The sequence below is a fragment of the Duganella sp. genome (assembly GCF_039595735.1).
Lineage (GTDB): Bacteria > Pseudomonadota > Gammaproteobacteria > Burkholderiales > Burkholderiaceae_D > Rugamonas.
Window position 1 is genome coordinate 1 of sequence record NZ_JBCNLB010000035.1, and the last position, 22429, is coordinate 22429.

At 64.2% G+C, this 22429-nt stretch carries 19 protein-coding genes and 1 riboswitch; of the genes, 4 read left to right on the forward strand and 15 right to left on the reverse strand.

Annotated elements, in window-relative coordinates:
• Window positions 1–211: 211 nt before the first annotated feature.
• From ABDW57_RS27520 to ABDW57_RS27530, 3 genes are all read left to right on the forward strand, one after another.
• A complete protein-coding gene (locus ABDW57_RS27520; protein ID WP_343733329.1) occupies window positions 212–2233 on the forward strand; it encodes an esterase-like activity of phytase family protein in 2022 nt (673 codons plus the stop codon).
• A gap of 96 nt (window positions 2234–2329) precedes the next feature.
• A complete protein-coding gene (locus ABDW57_RS27525) occupies window positions 2330–4324 on the forward strand; it encodes a PEP-CTERM sorting domain-containing protein (RefSeq protein WP_343733330.1) in 1995 nt (664 codons plus the stop codon).
• Between the two features lie 67 nt (window positions 4325–4391).
• The gene (locus tag ABDW57_RS27530) at window positions 4392–5312 is read left to right on the forward strand and encodes a hypothetical protein (protein WP_343733331.1); all 921 of its coding nucleotides are present in this window, start codon (window positions 4392–4394) and stop codon (window positions 5310–5312) included.
• Here the strand turns inward: ABDW57_RS27530 and ABDW57_RS27535 are convergent.
• The gene (locus tag ABDW57_RS27535; protein WP_343733332.1) at window positions 5272–6693 is read right to left on the reverse strand and encodes a DHA2 family efflux MFS transporter permease subunit; all 1422 of its coding nucleotides are present in this window, start codon (window positions 6691–6693) and stop codon (window positions 5272–5274) included. The genes ABDW57_RS27530 and ABDW57_RS27535 overlap by 41 nt on opposite strands.
• A 93-nt stretch (window positions 6694–6786) precedes the next feature.
• On the opposite strand from ABDW57_RS27535, the gene ABDW57_RS27540 reads away from it, so the two are divergent.
• Window positions 6787–8472: an alkaline phosphatase D family protein gene (locus ABDW57_RS27540; RefSeq protein WP_343733333.1), complete on the forward strand. Its 1686-nt coding sequence runs from the start codon at window positions 6787–6789 to the stop codon at window positions 8470–8472.
• Here ABDW57_RS27540 and bluB read toward each other — a convergent pair.
• From bluB to cobT, 14 genes are all read right to left on the reverse strand, one after another.
• Window positions 8469–9110 (reverse strand): 5,6-dimethylbenzimidazole synthase, encoded by a 642-nt coding sequence (bluB, locus tag ABDW57_RS27545; RefSeq protein WP_343733334.1) that lies wholly within the window; start codon window positions 9108–9110, stop codon window positions 8469–8471. The genes ABDW57_RS27540 and bluB overlap by 4 nt on opposite strands.
• The gene (locus tag ABDW57_RS27550) at window positions 9107–10555 is read right to left on the reverse strand and encodes a cobyric acid synthase (protein ID WP_343733335.1); all 1449 of its coding nucleotides are present in this window, start codon (window positions 10553–10555) and stop codon (window positions 9107–9109) included. The genes bluB and ABDW57_RS27550 overlap by 4 nt, the downstream gene beginning before the upstream one ends.
• A 1-nt stretch (window position 10556) precedes the next feature.
• The gene (locus ABDW57_RS27555; protein WP_343733336.1) at window positions 10557–11432 is read right to left on the reverse strand and encodes a cobalamin-binding protein; all 876 of its coding nucleotides are present in this window, start codon (window positions 11430–11432) and stop codon (window positions 10557–10559) included.
• Window positions 11429–12409 carry a threonine-phosphate decarboxylase CobD gene (gene cobD / locus ABDW57_RS27560; RefSeq protein WP_343733337.1) on the reverse strand — a complete coding sequence of 327 codons (981 nt, stop codon included), beginning with the start codon at window positions 12407–12409 and terminating at the stop codon, window positions 11429–11431. The genes ABDW57_RS27555 and cobD overlap by 4 nt, the downstream gene beginning before the upstream one ends.
• Window positions 12402–13364 (reverse strand): adenosylcobinamide-phosphate synthase CbiB, encoded by a 963-nt coding sequence (gene cbiB, locus ABDW57_RS27565; protein WP_343733338.1) that lies wholly within the window; start codon window positions 13362–13364, stop codon window positions 12402–12404. Before cbiB ends, cobD begins: the two co-directional genes overlap by 8 nt.
• Window positions 13365–13366: 2 nt before the next feature.
• Window positions 13367–13915 carry a bifunctional adenosylcobinamide kinase/adenosylcobinamide-phosphate guanylyltransferase gene (gene cobU, locus ABDW57_RS27570; RefSeq protein WP_343733339.1) on the reverse strand — a complete coding sequence of 183 codons (549 nt, stop codon included), beginning with the start codon at window positions 13913–13915 and terminating at the stop codon, window positions 13367–13369.
• A complete protein-coding gene (locus tag ABDW57_RS27575; protein ID WP_343733340.1) occupies window positions 13912–15198 on the reverse strand; it encodes a cobyrinate a,c-diamide synthase in 1287 nt (428 codons plus the stop codon). The genes cobU and ABDW57_RS27575 overlap by 4 nt, the downstream gene beginning before the upstream one ends.
• The gene (gene cobO / locus ABDW57_RS27580) at window positions 15192–15797 is read right to left on the reverse strand and encodes a cob(I)yrinic acid a,c-diamide adenosyltransferase (RefSeq protein WP_343733341.1); all 606 of its coding nucleotides are present in this window, start codon (window positions 15795–15797) and stop codon (window positions 15192–15194) included. The genes ABDW57_RS27575 and cobO overlap by 7 nt, the downstream gene beginning before the upstream one ends.
• On the reverse strand, window positions 15794–16567 hold the full coding sequence (locus ABDW57_RS27585; protein WP_343733347.1) for an ABC transporter ATP-binding protein: 774 nt from the start codon (window positions 16565–16567) through the stop codon (window positions 15794–15796). The genes cobO and ABDW57_RS27585 overlap by 4 nt, the downstream gene beginning before the upstream one ends.
• Window positions 16567–17589, reverse strand: coding sequence for an iron ABC transporter permease (locus ABDW57_RS27590; RefSeq protein WP_343733342.1), 1023 nt, complete (start codon window positions 17587–17589; stop codon window positions 16567–16569). Before ABDW57_RS27590 ends, ABDW57_RS27585 begins: the two co-directional genes overlap by 1 nt.
• A 57-nt stretch (window positions 17590–17646) precedes the next feature.
• Window positions 17647–19500 (reverse strand): TonB-dependent receptor, encoded by a 1854-nt coding sequence (locus ABDW57_RS27595; protein ID WP_343733343.1) that lies wholly within the window; start codon window positions 19498–19500, stop codon window positions 17647–17649.
• A 69-nt stretch (window positions 19501–19569) separates the two neighbouring features.
• A riboswitch (cobalamin riboswitch) is annotated at window positions 19570–19791 on the reverse strand.
• A 4-nt stretch (window positions 19792–19795) separates the two neighbouring features.
• Entirely contained in the window at window positions 19796–20311 is a 516-nt protein-coding gene (locus tag ABDW57_RS27600) for a histidine phosphatase family protein (RefSeq protein WP_343733344.1), read from the reverse strand.
• Window positions 20308–21075: an adenosylcobinamide-GDP ribazoletransferase gene (locus ABDW57_RS27605; RefSeq protein WP_343733345.1), complete on the reverse strand. Its 768-nt coding sequence runs from the start codon at window positions 21073–21075 to the stop codon at window positions 20308–20310. Before ABDW57_RS27605 ends, ABDW57_RS27600 begins: the two co-directional genes overlap by 4 nt.
• Entirely contained in the window at window positions 21075–22100 is a 1026-nt protein-coding gene (gene cobT, locus ABDW57_RS27610; RefSeq protein ID WP_343733346.1) for a nicotinate-nucleotide--dimethylbenzimidazole phosphoribosyltransferase, read from the reverse strand. The genes ABDW57_RS27605 and cobT overlap by 1 nt, the downstream gene beginning before the upstream one ends.
• Between the last annotated feature and the right edge of the window lie 329 nt (window positions 22101–22429).

The window sequence follows — 22429 nt, forward strand, 5'->3', positions numbered from 1 at the left end:
TAAGTCGGTCCCACCCCTTCCCATCCCGAACAGGACCGTGAAACGACTCTACGCCGATGATAGTGCTGCAACCAGTGTGAAAGTAGGTTATCGTCAAGCTAGTTATCCGCCAAAAAGGCCCGGTCTGTGACCGGGCCTTTTTGCATTTGTCACGAGCTTGTAACGTGGCGCCGTTAGACTTGCCCATTTTCTAATAAAGGGACAAGTCAGCATGAAAAAATTCTCCTTGGTGTCGCTCGCCGTGTATTCGGTTCTGGCAGGTTGCGGTGGCAGCGATAGCGAGCCGGCCAAGACGCCGATCACCGGCGTTTTCCTGGACAGCGCGGTGGAAAACCTGGATTACGTGGCCGGCACCGCCGCCAAAGCCAGCACCAATGCCAAAGGCGAATTCATCTGCTACGCCGGCGATACCGTGACCTTCAGCGTGGGCGGCATTGCACTGGGCAGCGCGCCTTGCGCCACCACCATCACCCCGCTGCAGCTGGCTGGCGTTACTGATGTCAAGGACAGCAAGGTCGTCAACCGCCTGCTGGCCCTGCAACTGCTGGACGATGACAGCGATCCCGCCAATGGCATCAAGCTCAGCGCCGATGTGAAAACCGCGCTGGCCACCAAAAGCGCCGACTTCAACGCCTCGGCCGATGTATTCAACACCGCGCTGGCCGCCAACCTGACCGCTGCCGGCGCCAAGTACGCTGCGCGCGGCGTCGACGACAGCCGCCGCGCCCTGGTGCGCGAACACTTCGAAGATACGCTGGCCTCCAAGGTTGGCACGCCAGTCAACGAAACCTTCAACCAGACCACCCCGCTGGGCGCCGTATCGGTCACCGTCACCCGCTACCAGGTGCAAGCCGCCAGCAGCTACTACATCCCTTACGAGGGCGCCAACGCCAAGGTCAAGGAAGACTTCCCGCTGGGCTTCCTGCCATCCTACGGTTCGTCGATCGCCTTCAAGGGCACCAACGCCAATGGCGATCTGGAGTTCTATGGCCTGACTGACCGCGGCCCGAACGGCGACGGCCCTAACCTGCCGGCCCTGAGCGGCAGCGGCACCACCGGCGCCAAGATCTTCCCGTCGCCAGGCTTCACGCCGGCGTTTGGTGTGATCACGGTGGGCAAGACCGGCGCCATGCTGACCGCCTCGACGCCGATCAAGGCGTCGGCCACGGTGAAGACGTCCGGCCTGGCCATTCCGCCGGGCACGGTAGGCAACTCGGCCGAGCTGCCGGTCATGGACGCCATGAAATACGACCCCAACAGCAAAGCGGTATTTGACGCCAACGGCCTGGATACCGAAGCGATCGTCGTCGATAAGAAGCGTAACGTATTGTGGGTGTCGGATGAGTACGGTCCGTTCATCGTCAAGATTGATCCGGCCACCGGCATCATCCTCAACAAATATGCACCGGGCAGTGGCCTGCCGGACATCTTCCTCAAACGCCGCGCTAACCGCGGCATGGAAGGTCTGGCGCTGGACACCACCACTGACAAGCTGCACGGCTTCCTGCAAAGCCCGCTGTCGGATGGCAACGCCACCTATTCCGTCACTGGCAAGAGCGAGCAGGTCGAGCGCTTCGCGCGCTTCACCCGCTGGACCGAGTTCGATCCCACCACCGGCAAAGCCGGCAAGATGTACGCCTATCCGCTGGACGCTGCCGATTACCAGGACGGCCGCACCGGCAACGCCAAGCTGGGCGACGTGGTCGCGCTGGGCAACGGCAAGTTCATCGTGATCGAGCAGGGCGCGGCGCCGAACGGCAAGGTGTTCAACAAGCTGATGCTGATTGAAATCGGCGCCGCTACCGACATCGCCGCCGCCGGCTTCAACCCGGCCACCTCCGATCTGGAAAAGAGCAGCATGGGTGGGGTGGCCGTCAATGGCGCTGACTGGAAAGCCGTCACCACGCTGAAGAAGACGCTGCTGCTGGATCTGAACGCCATCGGCTGGCTGGCGGAGAAAGCGGAAGGCCTGACCATCGTTGACGGCAACACGCTGGCCCTGGCCAACGACAACGACTTCGGCCTGAAGACCAAGGTGTATGACGCCAACGGCAAGTCGATTGACGACGCCGACGTCACCAAGTGCAACGTCGACGCCAACGGCGTGATCATCACCAGCAGCGCGGCTGGCTGCAATGCCGCCAACAGCATCCGCGTGGCGCGCGGTGCGGACGTTGAGCGTCCAAGCCGCCTGTGGCTGATCAAGTTCGCCAAGGCGCTGACCTCGTTCTGACGCGCCCGGTATCGTCACCCAGGTGTCACAAGCTTGTAATAACTTTATGGGATATTAAAAGTTTGTTCATAACACTCCGGGGACGACACCATGCTGATGAAACCTTCTTCCGCTGTTCAATTCTTGTTGATGGCGGCACTGCCATTCAGTGCTGCCACGGCAGCGGACTTCAACATCAGCGATAGCAATACCAACGCGCAAACGCTGGCCAAGAACAATACCGGCACGGTCACCGCGACCGGCATGCTGAGCGTGAGCGGCAGCGCGGTGGCGGTCGCGGTCACTGGCAACAACGCCACGCTGAACAATCTTGGCACCATCAAGCAGACCGGCACCGGCCGCGTGATACGCGACAATGCCGGCGTTTCCACCTTCGTGGTCAATAACGGCAACCTCGGCAATAACAGTGCCTTGCTGCAATCCGCTGATGCGGACGTGATCCAGATGGCGAAACCCAACGCCAGCGTTACCCTCAACAACTACGGCGCGCTGATTTCGCTGAACGCTTCCGCCGGCGGCGCGCAGGCGGTGGATTTCAATGCCGTTACCGGCGCCAATGTGGTGAACAACTTTGCCGGCGGCCTGCTGAAAGCCACCGATGCCGATGCGGTGCGCCCCGGCCTGAACGGCGTGGTGAACAATGCCGGCACGATCAAGTCCAACATCGTCAAGCCGGACGGCAGCGGCAGCGATGGCGTCGATGCGCAAAGCAACACCGGCGTGCAGATTTTCAACTTGCCAGCCGGCCTGATCGAAGGCGGCCGCCACGGCATCACCGGTGGTCAGGCAGATGCCAGCGCCAATTTCACCATCAGCGTGAGCAACAGCGCCAGCGCCGTAATCAGCGGCCTGAATGGCTCGGGCATCAACCTGGACGGCTTCAACGGCAAGCAGATCGCCACCATTGATAACCACGGCACCATCACCGGCTATGGCGTCAGCGGCGACGGGGACGGCATCGATGCCGATGGCCTGGCCTACATCACCAACAGCGGCGTGATCCGTTCGCTGAATGCGTTCAGCAAGCCGGCCGACGGCCTGGCTTATAGCGAAGGCATCAGCATCGGTGGCGGCAGCATCACCAATTCCGGCGTCATCGAAGGCCTGGTCAGCGCGGGCAATAACAACGCGGTGGGACGCGGCATCACGCTGGCCGGCAACGACCTCAGCAGCGGCCGCCGCGAAGGACTGTACGGCAACGCCACCATCACCAACCTGAGCGGCGGCCTGATCCGCGGCCAGAGCGATTCCGCCATAGTGACCGTGGGCGCGGCCAGCGGCTTCAAGGTCACCATCATCAACAACAGCGGCGCCAGCATCATTGGCGGCGGCACCGCCAATGCCGCCATCAAGACCGGCCCGGACAACACGGTGATCGTCAGCGGCGGCATGATTGACGGTTCCAGCAGCGGCAAGGCGATCGAACTGGGCAGCGGCGTCAACAGCGTGACCATCACCGGCGGCACGATCAGCGGCAGCATCAACGGCGGCAGCGGCAGCCAGAATACGCTGGTGTTCAACCCCGGCGCTGGCACCAGCTTTGCCTATGCCGGCGCAATTTCCCATTTCAGCAAAGTGGAAGTGCAGGGCGGCGATGTGACTCTCTCCGGCCTGAGCAGCTACAGCGGCGCCACCGTACTGAGCGGCGGTTCGCTGACGCTGGATGGCGCCCAGCGCCTGTCGGCCGACAGCGCACTGGTACTCAACGGCGGTACCCTGCGCCTTGTCAACGCCGGCGGCGATGGCCAGCGTTTCGCCAGCCTGTCGCTGACCGCTGATTCGTCGGTCTTGCTGGGCGGCTCCGCGCTGACCTTTGGCGCCCTGGGCACGGTGGTGGATGGCAAGACGCTGACCTTCACCGAGACTGGCGCTGGCGCTTACGCTTTCCGTCTGTTGGGCGACTACTCGGCCAACGCCAGCTTCCTGTCCCTGATCGGCGCCACCCACATCAACGGCCTGGGCGCGACTTACGCATTTGACGGCACCTACACCAGGGTGCTGGCTGCCGTGCCGGAACCGTCCACCTACGCCATGCTGTTTGCCGGCCTGGCGCTGGTGGGGGCGATTGCACGCCGCCGCACCAAGGTTTAGCCCACATCAAAGTGGAGGGGCTTCCGGATTGTTACCTTCTCAGAGGTGACTCTGGGAGGAAAGCCCGATGGAATATGCGCAGCTGAAACCCGGCCGCCGTTTTGCCCCGCTCCGCAGCCTGTTGTATTACAGCCAGCGCGTCGTGACCTATCCCATGCTGCGCCGGCTGGTGGTGCGGGTGCTGAGCGGTGCGGTGCGGCTGCGCCAGGGCTCGGGCCAGGAATTGTATGCGGCCACCCCCGCCGAAGAGGCGGCCTTGCTGGACTTGCGCAGCAGCGGTTACGCACCGCTCGGCAACCTGCTGGATGGCGCGCAATGCGACGATATTCGTGCCTGGCTCAACGATAAATTATTGATTGACCGTGACTGCGAGCGCCCCGCCTTTACGGTGGCGCAGCGGCCGGATGCGGTGCGGGTGGCGGATTACGACCTGCGCGATGTGATCGCCTGTCCGCATATCCTGGCACTGGCCAACAGTCCGGCCTTGCTGGGCCTGGCGGCGCGCTACATGGAGTGCAAGCCGACCATTTCCGCGCTGGGGCTGCGCTGGTCGTTCCCGGTGCCGGGCGATAACAGTGCCTTGCAGGCGTTCCACCGCGATTCCGAAGATTGGCGCTACCTGAAAGTACTGGTTTACCTGACCGACGTGGATGACGGCGCCGGGCCGCACGTTTATCTGTACGGCAGCCATCTGACGCAGGCGCCGATGCGCCTGCGCTTTTACAGCGACAGCGAAATCACCGCCGGCCATAGCGCCGACATGCTGCTGACCGCCATCGGCACGCGCGGTTTCTGCTTTGCGGTCGATACCGCCGGCATACACAAGGGCACGGCGCCGGCGCAGCAACCGCGGCTGATGCTGCAGATTCAGTATTCGCTGCTGCCCAGCTACGCGTATCGTTACGCGCCGGAGGACTATCACGGGCCGCTGCCGCTCGATCCCTATGTCAATCGCCTGATTGTTCGTCTGGGCGCTTCGCCTGGGTGATGGCCTCGCCGTCGGTGTTGCGCAGCGTGCGGAAGGTGAGCGAGGACAGGACCGTCAGCGCCGCCAGCGTGATGAAAGCGTAGTGCAACGCCGATGTCAGCGCCGCGCGATTCGACTGCGGCAAGTCGCCCAGGAACCAGCCGGTGACCAGCGAGCCGGCCGCCAGGCCAAAACTCATCGATAACTGCTGCATCGAGCTGGCTATGGTGCTGGCCATGCTGGAATTGGAGCTGTCGACATCGGCGTAGGCAATGCTGTTCATGCTGGAGAACTGCAGTGAGTTGAAGAAGCCCAGGCACAGGCTGATCGCCACAATCACGTACAGTGGCGTGCCCTGATGGACGAAGGCGAACATGCTGATGGTGAGGCCGATCAGCAGCGTGTTCACGGTCAGTACCTGACGGTAGCCAAAGCGTCCCAGCACGCGCGCCGATATCACCTTCATGCCCATGGCCGCGGCGGCGGATGGCATCATCAGCAGGCCCGATTGCCAGGCCGGCAGGCCGAGGCCGAGCTGGTACAGCAGCGGCAGCAGGAAGGGCAGGCCGCCGACGCCGATACGTGTTATGAATCCGCCCAGCACCGAGACGCGGAAGGTACGGATCTTGAACAGCTCCAGCCGCAGCAGCGGGAACGGCACTTCCTTCGCATGCCACACATACGCCGCCAGCAGCGCGCAGGCGATGAACAGCAGCACCGAGGCTGAGGTCACATCCAGCTTATGTTCGCCGAAGACCTCCAGCAGCCATGACAGCAGCGCGATGCCGGTGCCGAACAAAACGAGGCCGATCAGGTCCAACGGGCGTGGCGCGTCGCCGTGGTAGTCGGGCATGTAGCGGTGCGCCAGGAAGATGGCCATCAGCCCGACCGGCACATTGATGAAAAAGATGTCGCGCCAGGTCAGCCAGTGCACGATCAGGCCGCCGATGGTGGGGCCGAGCAGTGGCCCGATCAGCGCCGGGATGATGACGAAGTTCATGGCTGCCAGCAGCTCGTGCTTGGGGTAGGTGCGCACAATGGTCAGGCGCCCGACCGGCATCATCATCGCCGCGCCAAAGCCCTGCAGCAGCCGCGCCGCCACCAGCATCGGCGAGTTGACCGACAGCCCGCACAGCACGGAGGCGATGGTGAAAATGGCAATCGCGGTCATGAACACGCGGCGGGTGCCGAAGCGGTCCGCCATCCAGCCGCTGATGGGAATCGAGACCGCGAGGCTGAGGATGTAGCTGGTGACCACGGCTTTCAGGCTCAGCGGCGTCACTTGCAAGCTGGCGGCCATGGCGGGAATGGCCGTGTTGACGACGGTGGAGTCCAGTTGCTCCATGAAGAGGGTGGTGGCCACTACCCACGGCAGGTAGCGCTTGGCGGCATCGGCATTCATAGGGGTGATTGTCACACAAAATAAACAGAACGGTCATAAGCGCGTCACGCAGGGGGCGTAAGTTGCGGTCATCGCTATGCCGGGGAGAGCACCATGGAAGGACGCCGCACCTTTATTCGCCAGATGGCGGCATCGACTGCGCTGCTCGGCGTGGCCGGCTGCACCAGTACCGCCGGCAGTGTTGCGGAAAGCACGGCGACCGGCTTCCGTCACGGCGTCGCGAGCGGCGACCCGCTCAGCGACCGCGTGATCCTGTGGACCCGCGTGACCCCTGCGCGTGCCGGCGATATCGAAGTGCGCTGGCAGCTGGCGACCGACCCCGCCATGCGGCAGGTGATCGCCGATGGCAGCGTGGTCACATCGGCGCAACAGGATTACACGGTCAAGGTGGATCCTGTCGGCCTGCTGCCGGGCCATGTCTACTATTACCAGTTTGCGGTGCAGGGCGAGAAGTCGGTGATCGGCCGCACCAGGACGCTGGCGCGCGACGGTGCGCGTCAGGTGCGGCTGGCGGTGTTCTCCTGTTCAAATTATCCGGCCGGTTACTTCAATGTCTATGCCGACGCGGCGCGTCAGGGCGATATCGATGCCGCGCTTCACATCGGAGACTACATCTACGAATATGAAAGCACCGGCTACGCCTGCGGTAATGCGGAGGCGCTGGGGCGCGTGTCCGAACCGCGCGAGCTGCTGCTGCGCATGGACGATTACCGCCGCCGCTATGCGCAGTATCGTTCCGATCCGGATCTGCAGGCGGTGCATGCCGCCATGCCGTTCATTACCGTGTGGGACGATCACGAGATTGCGGACGATACCTGGCGTGATGGTTCGGTCGACCACAAGGCCAGCAAGTACGGGCCATTCGAGCTGCGCAAGCAGGCGGCGCTGACGGCTTACCATGAGTGGATGCCGATCCGCGTGCCGGATGCATCGGCGCCGGACAAGATCTATCGCTCCTTCGATTTCGGCGGCATCGTTTCACTACACATGCTGGATACGCGCCTGATCGCGCGCGATCAGCAGCTGATGATGTCCTCCTACTACGACGAGCAGAAACACTTCGATGTGGAGAAATACAAGCAGGACGTGTGTTCGCCACGCCGTCAGATGATAGGCCGCGAGCAGATGGCATGGCTGGAAGCGCAGGTCAGCCGTTCGACCGCGCGCTGGCAGATGCTGGGGCAGCAGGTGCTGATGGCGCGCATGGAATATCCAGCCGCCGTGGTCATGGGCGAGTGCAATTGCACCGATTACTCGGCATTGAAGAAGCGCGCGGCAGCCGATCCGTCCTGCGTTACGCCGAAGGAGCAGCGCTGGTTGTCGGCGCCGACCTTGCCGTGCTATCTCGATTCATGGGATGGTTATCAGGCCGATCGCGAACAGGTGTTCGGGATGATGCAGAAGCACCGCAAGAACCTGGTGGTGCTGGCCGGCGATACGCACAACGCCTGGGCCAGCGATCTGCGCGATGCGCAGGGCCGGCAGGTGGGCGTGGAATTTGCCACGGCCTCGGTGTCGTCGCCGGGCATGGAGGGGGCGTATCCGGATCGCGACCCGGAGGATGTCGCCAACATGATGGTGGAGCTGATCGAGCCGCTGTACTATGCCCAGACCAGCAAGCGCGGTTATATGATTGTCACCGCCAGTCATGAGCAGGTGCGCTGCGACTGGCGTTTTGTCGACACGGTACTCAGGCGCGAATTCACGGCGGCCACCGAGCGCACTTTGCGGGTGCTGCCAGGGCCGGGCAATCGCCGCATCGAGGAATGTCCCGCTTAAGCCCAGCGGTTTTCGGACACGATCTCGCTCAACGGGCGGCGCTGGTCCCACTTTTCCAGTTCCAGCATGGGCGCGGTGTAGAACTCGTGCACATGGCCGACGCATAGCACGGCGATCGGCTGGCTGCCTTCGGGCATGCCGATGATATCGCGCAGCTGCTGTGGATCGAACATCGAGACCCAGCCAGCGCCGATGCCTTCCGCGCGTGCGGCCAGCCAGAAGTTCTGCAGCGCGCAGGCGGCCGAGGCCAGATCCATTTCCGGCATGGTGCGGCGGCCGAACACGTAATGATCGCGCTTGTCGATCAGGCCGACCACCAGCACTTCCGCGCACTCCAGGATACCTTCGACCTTGAGCTTCATGAATTCTTCGGCGCGCTGGCCCAGCGCTTCTGCGGTCTTGATGCGCTCCTGGTTCACATGCGCATGGATGCGGGCACGCAGTGCGGCATCGGTGATGCGCACAAAACGCCACGGCTGCATGTAACCGACGCTGGGGCCATTGTGGGCGGCGCCGATGAAACGTTCCAGCTGGCCCGGTTCCAGTGGACCGCGCTTGAAGTGGCGTACGTCACGGCGTTCGCGGATGGCGCGGTAGACGCCGGCGATTTCGGCGTCGGAGTAGGCGTGCGGATTCATTTCAGAGAGATCAGGGCATCGAGGAGTGGCTGGGTGGCGTCGGCGATGCGATCCAGGCTGGCTTCGCGCAGGGCGGCGGTGTCCACCGTCTTGTCGGAATGGAGGCCGGCCCAGCGCAGCAGGGCGCTGATGGCTTGCGGCGTGTCGAACAGTCCATGCAGGTAGGTGCCGAGGATCTGGCCATCGTCCGATACCGCGCCTTCCGGGCGGCCGTCAATCAGGAAGGCCGGTTTAGCCAGCGCGCTGCCGGTGGAGACGCCCATATGGATTTCGTAGCCGCTGACCGGGGCTTGTGCATCGTCGAAGGCGCAAACGCCTTTGACCTGCACCAGCCGTTTTTCCGGACGCATTTCGGTGCACATGTCGAGCAGGCCGAGGGCGGGGGATGCGCCAGCCTTGCCTTCCATGCCCAGCGGATCGGTCACGTTCTGGCCCAGCATCTGGAAGCCGCCGCAGACGCCAATCACCTTGCCGCCGTAGCGCAGATGATGCGCGATGTTTTCCGGCCAGCCTTGCGCGCGCAGCCATTCCAGGTCGCCGCGCGTGTTCTTGCTGCCGGGGAGGATGATCAGATCCGCCGCCGGTATCGGCTCTCCCTGCCGCACGAAGTGCAGGTCGACATCGGGATGGGCGCGCAGGGCGTCAAAGTCGGTGTGGTTGCTCATGCGCGGCAGGCTGGGGACCACTACGCGGAAGGCGCCGCGTGCGGCCTGCACCGGTTGCACCGCGTCTTCGGCATCGAGGAACAGGCCATGCAGGTAGGGCAGCACCGCCAGCACCGGCTTGCCGGTTCGCTGTTCCAGCCAGTCCAGGCCCGGCTCCAGCAGTTTGATATCGCCGCGGAAGCGGTTGATGACGAAGCCGATGGTGCGCTGCCGTTCGCTCTCCGACAGGCAGGCCAGCGTGCCGACGATGTGGGCGAACACGCCGCCACGGTCGATGTCCGCCACCAGTACCACCGGGCAGTCCACCTTTTCGGCAAAGCCCATGTTGGCGATGTCGCGGTCGCGCAGATTGATTTCCGCCGGGCTGCCGGCGCCTTCCACTATCACGCAATCGTATTGTTGCAGCAGGCGCTGGTGCGATTCCAGCACCGCTTGCATGGCGACCGTCTTGTACTGATGATAGTCGCGCGCGTTCATCTCGGCGCGCACCTTGCCGTGGATGATGACTTGCGCGCCGATGTCGCTCGACGGCTTGAGCAGGATGGGATTCATGTCGGTGTGCGCCGGCACGCCGGCGGCAATCGCTTGCAGCGCCTGAGCGCGGCCGATCTCGCCGCCGTCTTCCGTCACGGCGCTGTTGAGCGCCATGTTCTGCGGCTTGAATGGCGCCACGCGCACGCCTTGCCTTTTGAGCAGGCGGCACAGGGCAGCGACGACGGTACTTTTACCGGCGTCCGAGGTGGTGCCTTGCACCATGAGGGTTTTGTAAGGAAACGGCATGTCAGTTCTTGCGGTGTTGGCGCGCTTCTTCGATTTTTTCGCACAGCGCTTTGGTGCCGGCGACCATGCGCGGGCCGGCGCGGTTCAGCAGGTCGCCCTGCAGGCGGAACAGGTTGTTGTTCTGGACCGCCAGCAGCGTGCCGTAGGGCTTCCACAGGTCGACGCTGCCGTAATCTTTTTCGCTGGTGCCGAAAATGGCTTCCGGGTTCGCCTGCAGCACGGCTTCCATGCTGATGATCGGCGCGGTGGTTTTCTGGTCCGCGAAAATGTTGACGCCGCCGCACAGGCGGATCGAATCGCTGACGATGGATTTGCCGTTCAGGGTGTACAGCGGTTTGTCCCATACCTGGTAGAACAGGCGCACCGGAGGGCGGTTGGAGTACTGTTTGGCCATGGAGGAGAATTGCTGGCGGATCTCGGCAGCGGCCGGATTGGCCACAGCCTCGGTGCCCATCAGCTGGCCGAGGCGTTCGACATTGTCGGCAATGCCTTCCAGCTTGGTCGGTTCGCTGTGGAACAGCGGGATGCCCAGTTTGCGCAAGCCTTCGATCTGGCGCTCAAAGCCGCCGTGCATCCAGATCACGATCAAATCCGGCTTCATGGCGGCGACGCGCTCCATGTCGATCAGGCGGTTGTCGCCGACGCGCGGGATTTTCTTGGCCGCTTCCGGGTAGTCGCTGTACGTGACGGCGCCGACAATCTTGTCGCCGGCCCCGGCGGCGAACAGCAGTTCCGTCACGTGCGGCGCCATGGCGATCACGCGCTGCGCGGGTTTGGGCAGCGTGACGACATTGCCGTCGTCATCGCGGACGGAGACCGGTGCGGCGTTGCTGGCTGCCGATGCGAGAAGGGCGGCGGCGAAGATCAGTTTTTTCATTGATTGGTCCATTCAGTGAGTGCTGCTTGCAGGCGCTGCCAGCCTGCTTCGTCGGGCGGCAGGCCAAGGCGGATGCCGCGCGCTGCTTGCGTAAACAGGCGCACCCAGATGCCGCGTTCCGCCATGTGCTGCCAGAAGGCTTCCGGCTGCGGCTCGGCCCACCATTGGAATAGCGGTGTGCCAGTGGAGCGGATATCGTGCGCCGCCAGCAGCGCGCGCAGGCGTTCGCCGCTGGCCTGCAGTTCGCGCTGCGTTGCGGCTTGCCAGGCGTGGTCGGTCAGTGCGGCCAGTGCGATCTGCTGCGCCGGACCGCTGATGGTCCATGGCCCCAGCAGGTCGGCCAGAGCGCGCAGCAGGTCCGGGGGCGCCGCCACGAAACCCAGCCGGATGCCGGCCAGGCCGAAGAATTTGCCGACGGAGCGCAGCACGATCAGGCCCGGACGCGCGGTGTGGGCGGCCACGCTGTTGTGTTGCGTGGTGTCGCCAAACGCTTCGTCCACCACCAGCCAGCCGCCGCGCGTGGCCAGTTGGTCGGCCCATTGCAGCAATTGGGCCGGCGGCACCACCGCGCCGGTAGGGTTGTTCGGGTTGACCACGACCACCACGTCGTGGTGCGCGATGGCGGCTTCCAGTGCGTCGTAAGGCTTCAGCGTGAGCGTGTGACCGTGGCCGGCCCAGTGATGTGCGTGTTCCGCATACGATGGCGCGCTGACGGCGACGCGTGATGGCTGCCGCAAACGTGGCAAGGCCTGGATCGCGGCCTGCGTACCGGCCACCGGCAGCATCTGCGGCGCGCCGTAGTAGGCCTGTGCGGCCAAGGTCAGCGCGGGGTCTGGCTCCGGCAGGCGATGCCACGCATTGCCCTCCAGTGCGGGCGCCGGATACCAGCGCGGGTTGATGCCGGTCGACAGGTCGACCCAGTCGTTGCGGCCAAAGCGTTTTGCGGCGTCGCGCAGGTTGCCGCCGTGTTCAAGCATGTGTGTACTCCATCAGTGCTGCGGCCGCGCAAGCCATGGCCAGCCACAACGCGGTGGTACGCGCGACCAGCTGCCAGGCGCGATTGATATCCGTGCCGGTGGCTTGTGCGCCCGCGCCCAGTGTGGGACGGTGTTCCACTTGGCCGTGATAGATGGCGGCGCCGCCCAGCTGCACGCCCAGCGCACCGGCGCCGCTGGACATCACCGGACCGGCGTTCGGGCTATCCCAGGCCGGTGCCTGCGCACGCCAGCATTGCCATGCGCGGCGCTTGCCTTGCAGGCCGGGCGCCAGCAGCACGTACGACAGCGCAGTCAGACGCGCCGGAATGTAATTGAGCGCATCGTCGATGCGGGCGGCGGCGCAACCGAACTGGCGCAGGCGCGGCGTGCGGTAGCCCCACATCGCATCCAGCGTGTTCGCCATGCGGAACAGCACCGCGCCCGGGCCGCCGGCCAGCATGAACCAGAACAGCGTGCCGAAGACGGCATCGTTGCCATTTTCCAGCAGCGACTCGGCGCTGGCCTTGGTCAGTTCGATTTCGCTGGCGCTGGTGGTATCGCGGCTGACGATATAGGAAGTGAGACGGCGCGCCGCCGGCAGGTCATTCTGCGCCAGCGCGTCGGCAATCGGCAGGTTGTGGTCGCGCAGGCTGCGCAGACCGAGGGCGAAATACAGCATCAGCACATGGGCGGCGGCTTGTGCGGCTGGCACGGCCAGTGCCCACACCAGCAGCGCGGCCAGCGCGGTGAGCGGCAGCACCGCCAGCATCCACGCCAGCACGCCGCGCATGAAGCGCAGCGGGCCTTCCTGATTGAGGCGGCGTTCCAGGCCGATGGCCAGATTGCCAAAACCGACCAGCGGGTGCCATCGGCGTACCTCGCCCCACCACAGGTCCAGCAGTACAGCGACCACCATCAGCAGCGCGACAGCGGAAAAACTTAGTCCACTCAGCACAGTTATCCTTTTAGCACCAGCGGCAGGCCGGCGGCGACAAACACCGCGCGGTCGCAGATGGCGGCGACCGACTGGTTCAGGCGGCCCTGTTCATCCATGAAGCAGCGCGACACGGCGCCCATCGGCATGATGCCCAGTCCTACCTCGTTCGATACCAGCACGATGTCGCTGACGCACTTGGTCAGCGCGCTGGCCAGCATGTCCTGCTGTTCGTGGAACAGCGCCGGCAGCGTGATCTGGCCGATGTCCGGATATTCCTGGCCGCTGCTGAACAGCAGGTTATTCAGCCAGAGCGTCAGGCAGTCCACCAGGATCAGACGGTCGGGCGAGGACCAGCGCAGCAGCTGATTGCCCAGTGCCAGCGGCTCTTCCACCGTAATCCACTCGTGCGGACGGCCGGCACGGTGATGCGCAATGCGCGCGGCCATTTCCTCGTCGCCCGGCGTAGCAGTGGCGATGTAGACCACTTCTTTGCCGGAATCGGCGGCCAGACGTTCAGCGTAGGCGCTTTTGCCGGAGCGGGCGCCGCCCAGAACCAGTGTACGTGTCATGTCACACTCCTCAGTAGCAAGGCGGCGGTTGCCGCCGGATTGGATGCAAAGTATGCGTGAAAATACGAAGCCGATAACGATCCTACCTTATACCAGGCCTCGCCTTGTATAGCAGAGGGATGCTTGCTAGTGTACGCGGCCGGCGCCACGCTGGTCGCCAGCTTGGAGTAATGGAAGGTATGGCCGCGCAGTGTGCCCTGCGGCGTTTCCAGTCCTTGCGATCCGAGGCCCGCAAGACGTGGCTGCATGGCCACGGCGCCGGGCAGCAGGCCGGCCATTTGCCACACCGCGCCGGCCTGGTCGGCCAGCGTGTCGGCCAAAGCCATCATGCCGCCGCATTCGGCCACGATCGGCATGCCGGCCGTGTGAACGGCGCGGACCGACGCGGTCCAGTTGTGCGCTTGCGACAGTTGTTCGGCGTGCAGTTCGGGATAGCCGCCAGGCAGGTAGACCGCATCGGCTTCCGGCGGCACGGCTTCGTCGGCCAGCGGTGAGAAGAATGTCAGCGTTGCGCCCATGGCGCGCAGCGTGTCCAGGTTGGCCGGATAGAGGAACATGAAGGCCGCATCGCGCGCGATGGCGATGGTTTTCCCGGCCAGCAGCGGTGGCAGCGCCGGTGCTGGCGCTGCGGCGATATCGACCGGCGGCAGACGTTCCCACGCCGCATGGTCAAATGCCAGCTGGTCGGCCAGGTCATCCAGCAACTGGTCGATATCCTGCACCTCGCCCGGCAGCACCAGCCCGAGATGGCGTTCCGGCAGCGACCTGGCCTGCTTCGGCAACGTGCCAAACAGCGGAATGTCGCGCAGCGAGGACGCGATCATCTTCGCATGACCTTCGCTGGCAACGCGGTTGGCGATCACCCCGGCCATCTGCACCGGACCGTAGTCGCGCAGGCCATGCACCAGCGCGCCGGCGGTTTGCGCCATGGCGCCGGCGTCGATCACCGCCATCACCGGCACGCCGAACGCGCGTGCCAGATCGGCGGAAGAGGGCGTGCCGTCATACAGTCCCATCACGCCTTCGATCAGGATCACGTCCGCCTCGCCGGCAGCCTGCGCCAGTTGCTGGCTGCACAGCTCCTTGCCGACCATCCACAGGTCGAGCGAGCGCACCGGCGCGCCGCTGGCACGTTCCAGCAGCATCGGGTCAATGAAGTCCGGGCCGCACTTGAACACGCGCACGCGCTGGCCCAGCTTGACCAGCTTGCGCGCCAGCGCGGCGGTGACGGTGGTTTTGCCTTGTCCTGAAGAGACGGCAGCCACCAACAGGGCTCTTACCATTCGGTCCCCGCTTGCGCGCCGATGCCGGCCTTGAACGCGTGCTTGACCACTTCCATCTCGGTAACCGTGTCGGCTATCTCGATCAGTTCCGGCGGCGCCCCACGGCCGGTGATGCAGACGTGCTGCATCGCCGGACGCGCCAGCAGGTCGTTGATGACGACTTCCACATCGAGGTATTTGTATTTGAGGGCGATGTTCAGTTCATCGAAGATCACCAGCCCGATCTGCGGATCGGCCAAAAACTTCCTGGCCTGTTCCCATGCCAGCTGCGCCTTGGCGATATCGCGCTCGCGGTTCTGCGTCTCCCAGGTGTAACCCTCGCCCATGGCGTGGAAGCTGATCTCTTCCGGGAAGCGGCGCAGGAAGCGCTCTTCGCCGGTCTGCAGCGCGCCCTTGATGAACTGCACCACGCCGACTTTCATGCCATGGCCCATGGCGCGGATGGCCATGCCGAAGGCGCTGGAGCTCTTGCCCTTGCCGTTGCCGGTGTTGACGATGATGATGCCGATCTGCTTGTCGGCGGCGGCGATCTTGGCGTCGATGATGGCCTTCTTGCGCTCCATGCGCGCGCGGTGACGTTCGTTGATGTCGTCGCTCATTGGGTTTCCTCGTTGGGGATAAAGATGCTGCGCTTGCCGTGCCGGATGACTTCAATCGGGTGGCCGAGATAGTCGCTCAGGATATCGGCCTGCATGACTTCCGCCGTGGCGCCAGCCAGCCAGCGGCCATCGCCTTTCAACAGCAGCGCGTGGGTGGAGACGCTGTGCGCCAGCGTCAGGTCATGGCCGATCATGACGGCGGTCTTGCCTTGTTCGCGGCACAGGCGCGCGACGATATTCATCACGCTGACCTGATGCGCCAGATCCAGCGCGTTGGCCGGTTCGTCGAGCAGCAGCAGCGGCGTGTCCTGCGCCAGCATGGCGGCAATCGCCACGCGCTGACGTTCGCCACCGGACAGCGTGCGCACGTCGCGCGCCGCCAGGTCGGCCACTTCCATCGCTTCCAGCGCTTTGATGGCGATGGCGTGGTCGTCGCTGTCTTCCCAGTAGCGGTTGTCGTGGTAGGGATGGCGCGCCGACAGCACGGTCTCGATCACGCTGTAGGAGAAGGCGTCGCTGCGGCTTTGCGCCAGGAAGGCGCGCTGGCGCGCCAGCTCGGCCAGCGGCCATTCGGCCAGCGGGCGTCCGTTGATGGCCACATGGCCGGCTTCCGGCGCGCGCAGGCCTGCCAGCGCGCGCAGCAAGGTGCTCTTGCCGGCGCCATTACGGCCGATGACGCTCCAGCATTCGCCCTCGCGTACCTGCCATTCCAGGTCCGACACCAGCTGGCGCTGGCCGACGCCCAGATAAAGTTTGTGCGTGCTGATCATCATTTGCGTAGCCTGTGCAGTTGATACAGGAAGACCGGCGCGCCAATCAGCGCCGTCACCACGCCGACCGGCAGCTGCTGGGGCGCGATGGCGGTGCGGGCCAGCGTGTCGGCCAGCAGCAGGAAGGTGCCGCCGCCCACAGTAGCGGCAGGAATCAGGATGCGGTGGTCGGGACCGACCGCAAAGCGGCAGGCGTGCGGCACGATCAGGCCGACGAAGCCTATGCTGCCGGCGCTGGTGACGGCGCTGGCGGTCAGCAGGCCGGAGACGAAGAACAGGCCCTTGCGCAGCGCACCCACGCGGATGCCCAGCGTGGCGGCGGCTTCGGCGTGCAGCGCCATCACATTCATGGAGCGCGCACTGCGCAGCGCAAACGCCAGCGCGGCGAGCAGCACGGCCCATGGCATCCAGCGCACCTGCGTGCCGGACAAGTCGCCGATCATCCAGAACACCATGCTGCGCAGGCGGCTCTCCGGCGCGATGGACAGCATCAGCGTCACCAGCGCCATGCAGGCGGCGGACAGGATCGCACCGGTCAGCAGCAACAGCGAGGTGCCGCCTTCGGCCGCCGTGCCGCCGCGCAGGTCGCGCCGTGCCAGCACATACAACATCATCGAGACGGCGACCGCGCCGCCGAAAGCGGCGGCATCGACCATCCATGCGGCGCACATGAACAGCAGCGCGGCCAAGGCGCCGACCGAGGCGCCGGCCGACAAGCCGAGGACATAAGGATCGGCCAGCGGGTTGCGCAACAGCGCCTGCATCATCACACCGGCCAGCGACAGCGCGGCACCGGTGACAAAAGCGGAAACCGCGCGATTGATGCGCAGGTCGAGCAGGGTGGCTGCCAGCGTCGAGGTCTGGCCATGCAGCAGCTCATTCAGCGCTGCGGGAATATCGGAAAAGGGAATTGAGACCGAACCGGTCATGCCCGAGAAAATCAGGCTGGCAAACGCGAACAGCAGCAACCCTGCAAGGGTAATGGCGGCGCGCTGTCGCAGATTGCGGGAGAAAGAACGCATGCACTGCTTTCAAAAAAACTGCCGGGGAAGGACGTCCATCCCCGGCAGGTTACACCATTATTTGTAGCCGTAACGGATACCGGCAAACACCTTGGAGCCTGGCGTTGCATAGTTGCGGGCCAGGTCGTACTGCTTGTCGCCGATGTTGTTCCAGCGGACCAGCGCCGACCAGTCGCGGGCGAACGCATAAGTCGCGAACAGGTTCACCAGGCCATAGCCGCCGAGGCGGTTCTTGTTGGCCGCATCGTCGAAACGGTCGCCGGAGAACTCCAGTTCCGCGCCCAGCTTCAGGGCGCCGATGCCGTAATCGGCGGTCACGTTGCCGTGCTTCTTCGCGCGGCGCGCCAGGCGCTTGTTGCTGGTATCGTCCTTGGGATCCTGCAGGTCGATGCTGGCAGCCAGATTCACCCCGGCCAGCTTGGTGGCGCCGGCGATCGTCACACCTTCCAGCGTCGCCTTGTTGACGTTGTAGGCGCAGCCATAGGTATAACCGTCGATGCCGAACGGACAAGGCGTGGTGTTGACCAGCAGGTCGGTCAGCTTGTTGTGGTAGTAGTTGGCACTCAGCGCGTTCACGCCGTCATCCCAGCGCAGGCCGATCTCGGCGTTCTTGCCTTGTTCCGGCTTGTTGCCCTCATTGCCGTAGCCTGGGTAGTACAACTCGTTGTAGGTCGGCGCGCGGAAGCTGGTGCCGTAGCTGGCGGTGGCGCGCAGCTGTTTCGTGAAGTCGTAGCCATAGCCCAGCGAGCCGGTGGTCTTGGCGCCGTACACCGATTTGTCGCGGCGGACAGCGGCGTTCAGCAAGTTGGCGCCACGGCGTGCATTGTACGAAGCAGCCCACGAGTTGGTGGTGCGGTCGCGGTTCATGTCTTTGGCACCGTTGGTCGACACATCTTCCTTGCGGTGGTCGTACAGCACTTGCAACACGTCGTCGCCAATGCGCACATCGTTTTGCAGGGTGATGTCGGTTTGTTTGGTGTCGATGCGCGAGTAGCCGGTGGCGGCGGCGCTGCTCCAGTTCTGGCCCTTGTCGCGGCTTTCCGAATACTGCAGCAGGGTGTCGATGTTTTGCACGAACTTGGCTTTGCCGTAAACCGCGGCGGTATCCAGCGAAGCGGTGCTGCGCACGTTGTAGGCGGAAGTGCCGGCGTCGTACTGCGACTCCAGTTTGCTGTGCACGAACAGCGCGCCGGCCTCATAGCCCGGCGCCAGTTGCAGGCTGAATTGGCCGGCGGCGTTTTCCTTGTCGTAGCCATCGCGGTCGGCATTGTACGAAGACAGGCCGCGGCGGGTGGCGTTGAAGCCATCCGATTTTTCCTTGCCGGCGCTGATCGCGTAGCTGAAGCTGTGCTCACCGCCGGTCGCGCCGGACAGGGTGGCGTCCACTTCACGCGTCGTGTCGCTGCCGTAGCCGGCGAAGGCCGTGACGGATGGCGCACCCTTGCCCTTCTTGGTGAAGATCTGGATCACGCCGCCGATGGCGTCGGCACCGTACAGGGAGCTCAGTGGGCCGTAGACGATTTCGATATGGTCGATGGCGGTCAGCGGGATGGCGCTCCAGTTGGCGGCGCCGGTGGTCGAAGAGCCGATACGCACGCCGTCGACCAGTACGATGTTCTGGTTGCTGTTGGCGCCGCGGATGTAGACGCTGGACGCGGTGCCGGCGCCGCCGTTGCGGGCGATCTCGATGCCGCGCTGGCGTTGCAGCAGATCGACGATCGAGCCTGCGCCGGATTCGGCGATCTGCTCTGCGCTAATCGTGATGGTGTCGCTGATGACGTTGGCCAGCGGCTGCGGCGAGCGGGTGGCGGTAACGACGACGGCATCGGCAGGTTCGGCGTGCGCATAGCAGGCAGCCATGGCCAGCGCCAGCGACGTCATTGCCGCAGGGCGGGAAATACGAAAGGTCATGATCATTTTTCGGTTAGTAGCAACCAGCCGACGTCCCCGTAGGCCAATTGTGAACAGAAGCGGGGCGCGCCCGTTTCCACCTGATTTGGCCGGTATCCGGGCTAACAAGTCAGACCGCCTTACCTTCCCATGCCGAAGCACAGTGGTTGTCAGAGGCGGTTTGTCGCGTACAGCGGCGACACTTGCTTACCGTTGCGGGGGCAGCACACGTTGGCTTTTTTGCAGCTTCGTGTTTCCCGTTTAACTGCGCATCTGGACAGACGCGCGAGCACCAAAACCCGCACATTATACGGGTTTAAAGGGTCAAGGTGGAGCCGTAGGGGATTTGATGGGCGGTTTGTGCGGCTTGCAGGGCCATCTCCGCAGGGGGCAGTCCGGCGTGGCGGGCACGCAGCAGACGCATGGCGCCGGCGTGGCAGATGATGATGGTATCGCTCTGCAGCGTATCGTAAAAGTCGGCGATGCGCCCGGCCATCTGGAACACGCTTTCGCCGCCGCCGGGACGATAGTGGACCATGTCGGCGGCCCAGGCATCGATCTCGGCGCGGGGAATGGCGTCCCAGGCCTGCATCTCCCACGCGCCGAAATGCATCTCAGCGAGGCGGGCGTCGTAGATGGCGTTGCCGCTCAGGCGCGCGGCCAGCTGGGCGCAGCGGCGCAGTGGGCTTGAATAGATGGGAAGATCGGGCAGCAGCCGCAATGCGGCCAGCGTGTGCTCCAGCTCCGCTGGCGCCACCTCAAGATCGGTGCTGCCATAACAGATGCCCGGCGCGACCAGCGGCTGCGGATGGCGCACCAGTATCAGCTTCATGGCTGCAGGCTGGCCAGGGCGCACAGGTAAAACACCACTTCAGTGACCTGCTGCACGGCGCCCAGGCAATCGCCGGTGTAGCCACCGATGCGGCGCACGCATTTGCGTGCCAGCCAGATGGTGGCGATGGCCGCGGTCAGCACGCCAGCCAGCAGCGCGGCAAGCGGCAGCCAGCGCAGTGCGATCACTACCAGTGCTGGAACAGCGGCGCTGGCGGCGGCAATCAGGAATTCGCGGCCACGCATCTTTTGCGCCAGCGGCTTGGCCTTGCCTTCGGCGCGGACATAATCGAGGCGCCAGATCAGCGAGGTCGCCATCAGCCGTGAAAGCGGATGCGCCACCAGCAGCGCGCCGACGGCGGCCAGCGGCGGCAGCATGGCCAGTGTGGTCAGCTTCAGTCCCAGCATGCAGATGATGCCGATGGCGCCATACGCGCCGATGCGCGAATCCTTCATGATCTCCAGCACGCGTTCCGGCGTCATGCCGCCGCCGAAGCCGTCGCACATATCGGCAAAGCCGTCTTCGTGGAATGCGCCGGTGGCGTAGATGCCGGCCGCGGTGGAGAGGATGGCGGCGACCGGCGTCGGCAGCAGCCATGCGGTCAGCGCGTAAGTGGCGGCGCTAATCAGCGCCACCACCACGCCCACCAGCGGGAAGTAGCGCGAGGCCTGGTTCAGCCACGCAGGATCGAAACCCACCCAACCCGGAATCGGCAGGCGGGAGAAGAACTGCAGCGCGGTGAAGAACAGGCGTAGCTGATGCATTACTCGGACTTCTCGCTGACCTGGGCCGATTCAAACGTGGCCATCTGGTTCAGGAAGTTGGCGGCGGCATGCAGCAGCGGCAGCGCCAGCGCGCAGCCGGTGCCTTCGCCCAGGCGCAAGCCCAGAGTGAGCAGCGGCCTGGCGTTCAATGATTCCAGCATCTGGCGGTGGCCGTTCTCGTTGGAGCAGTGCGCGAAGATGCAGTAATCCAGAATGGCCGGCTGCAAGCGCGCCGCGACCAGCAGCGCACTGGTGACGATAAAGCCATCGATCAGCAGCACCTTGCGCAGCTCGGCGGCTTTCAGCATGGCGCCGGCCATCATGGCGATTTCCAGGCCGCCGAAGGTGGCAAGGACATCGAGCGGCTCGCTGGCCGCGTTGTGTTTTGCGACGGCGGCTTCGATCACGCGCTGCTTGTGCAGGATACCGTCGGCCGAAAGGCCGGTGCCGGCGCCGACGCATTGGGCGACCGGGATGCTGGTCAGCTTGTGCATCAGCGCGGCGGCGGCGGTGGTGTTACCGATGCCCATTTCACCGAAGCCGACCACATTGCCTTCCAGCTCGGCCGCCAGCGCCATGCCGGCGGCCAGCGCGGTTTCGCACAGGTCGCGGCTCATGGCCGGTTCGTGGGCGAAGTTGCGGGTGCCGTGCGCCAGCTTGCGGTCGGTCAGGCCGTCGCGCGGGCCGAAGTCGTGATTAACGCCGGCGTCGATCACGCGCAGCGCGCAGTTGTTTTGGGCGGCAAACACATTGATAGCGGCGCCGCCGGCCAGGAAGTTCGCCACCATTTGCCAGGTCACGTCCTGCGGGTACGCCGAGATGCCCTCAGCCACCACACCGTGATCGGCGGCGAACACCAATATGGATGGGTTGATGATGCTGATATCGCAGCGGTTCTGTATCAGGCCGATTTGTTTGGCCAGCGCCTCCAGTACCCCCAGGCTGCCCAGCGGCTTGGTCTTGTTATTAATAGCACGATCGAGTTGGGCGGACAGCGCTTCGTTATGAGTAGGAGAGATCGACATGGAGGAGGCGTATGAATCGAAAGATTTGTATTTTACCTCTTGCCAAAGCGGGCGGCGGCTTGCTATAGTTCGGTCCCTCGCAAAACGCGGCGTCGAAAACAAAACGATGTAGCGAAAACGAGGGTTGACGAGATAAACGAAACACTTCATAATCTCGCTTCTGTGCTGATGAACACAACGCTTCAACAGCAAGTATCACCGGTCTTTAAAAAATTACAGTCGATAAATGTGGGCGTTTGATGCTGCAACAAAAAGCATTAAATGCTCAACAAGAAATACTGTCAGTATTTTGAGTGAGCGAACCTGGTCAGAAATGACCACAAACAGAG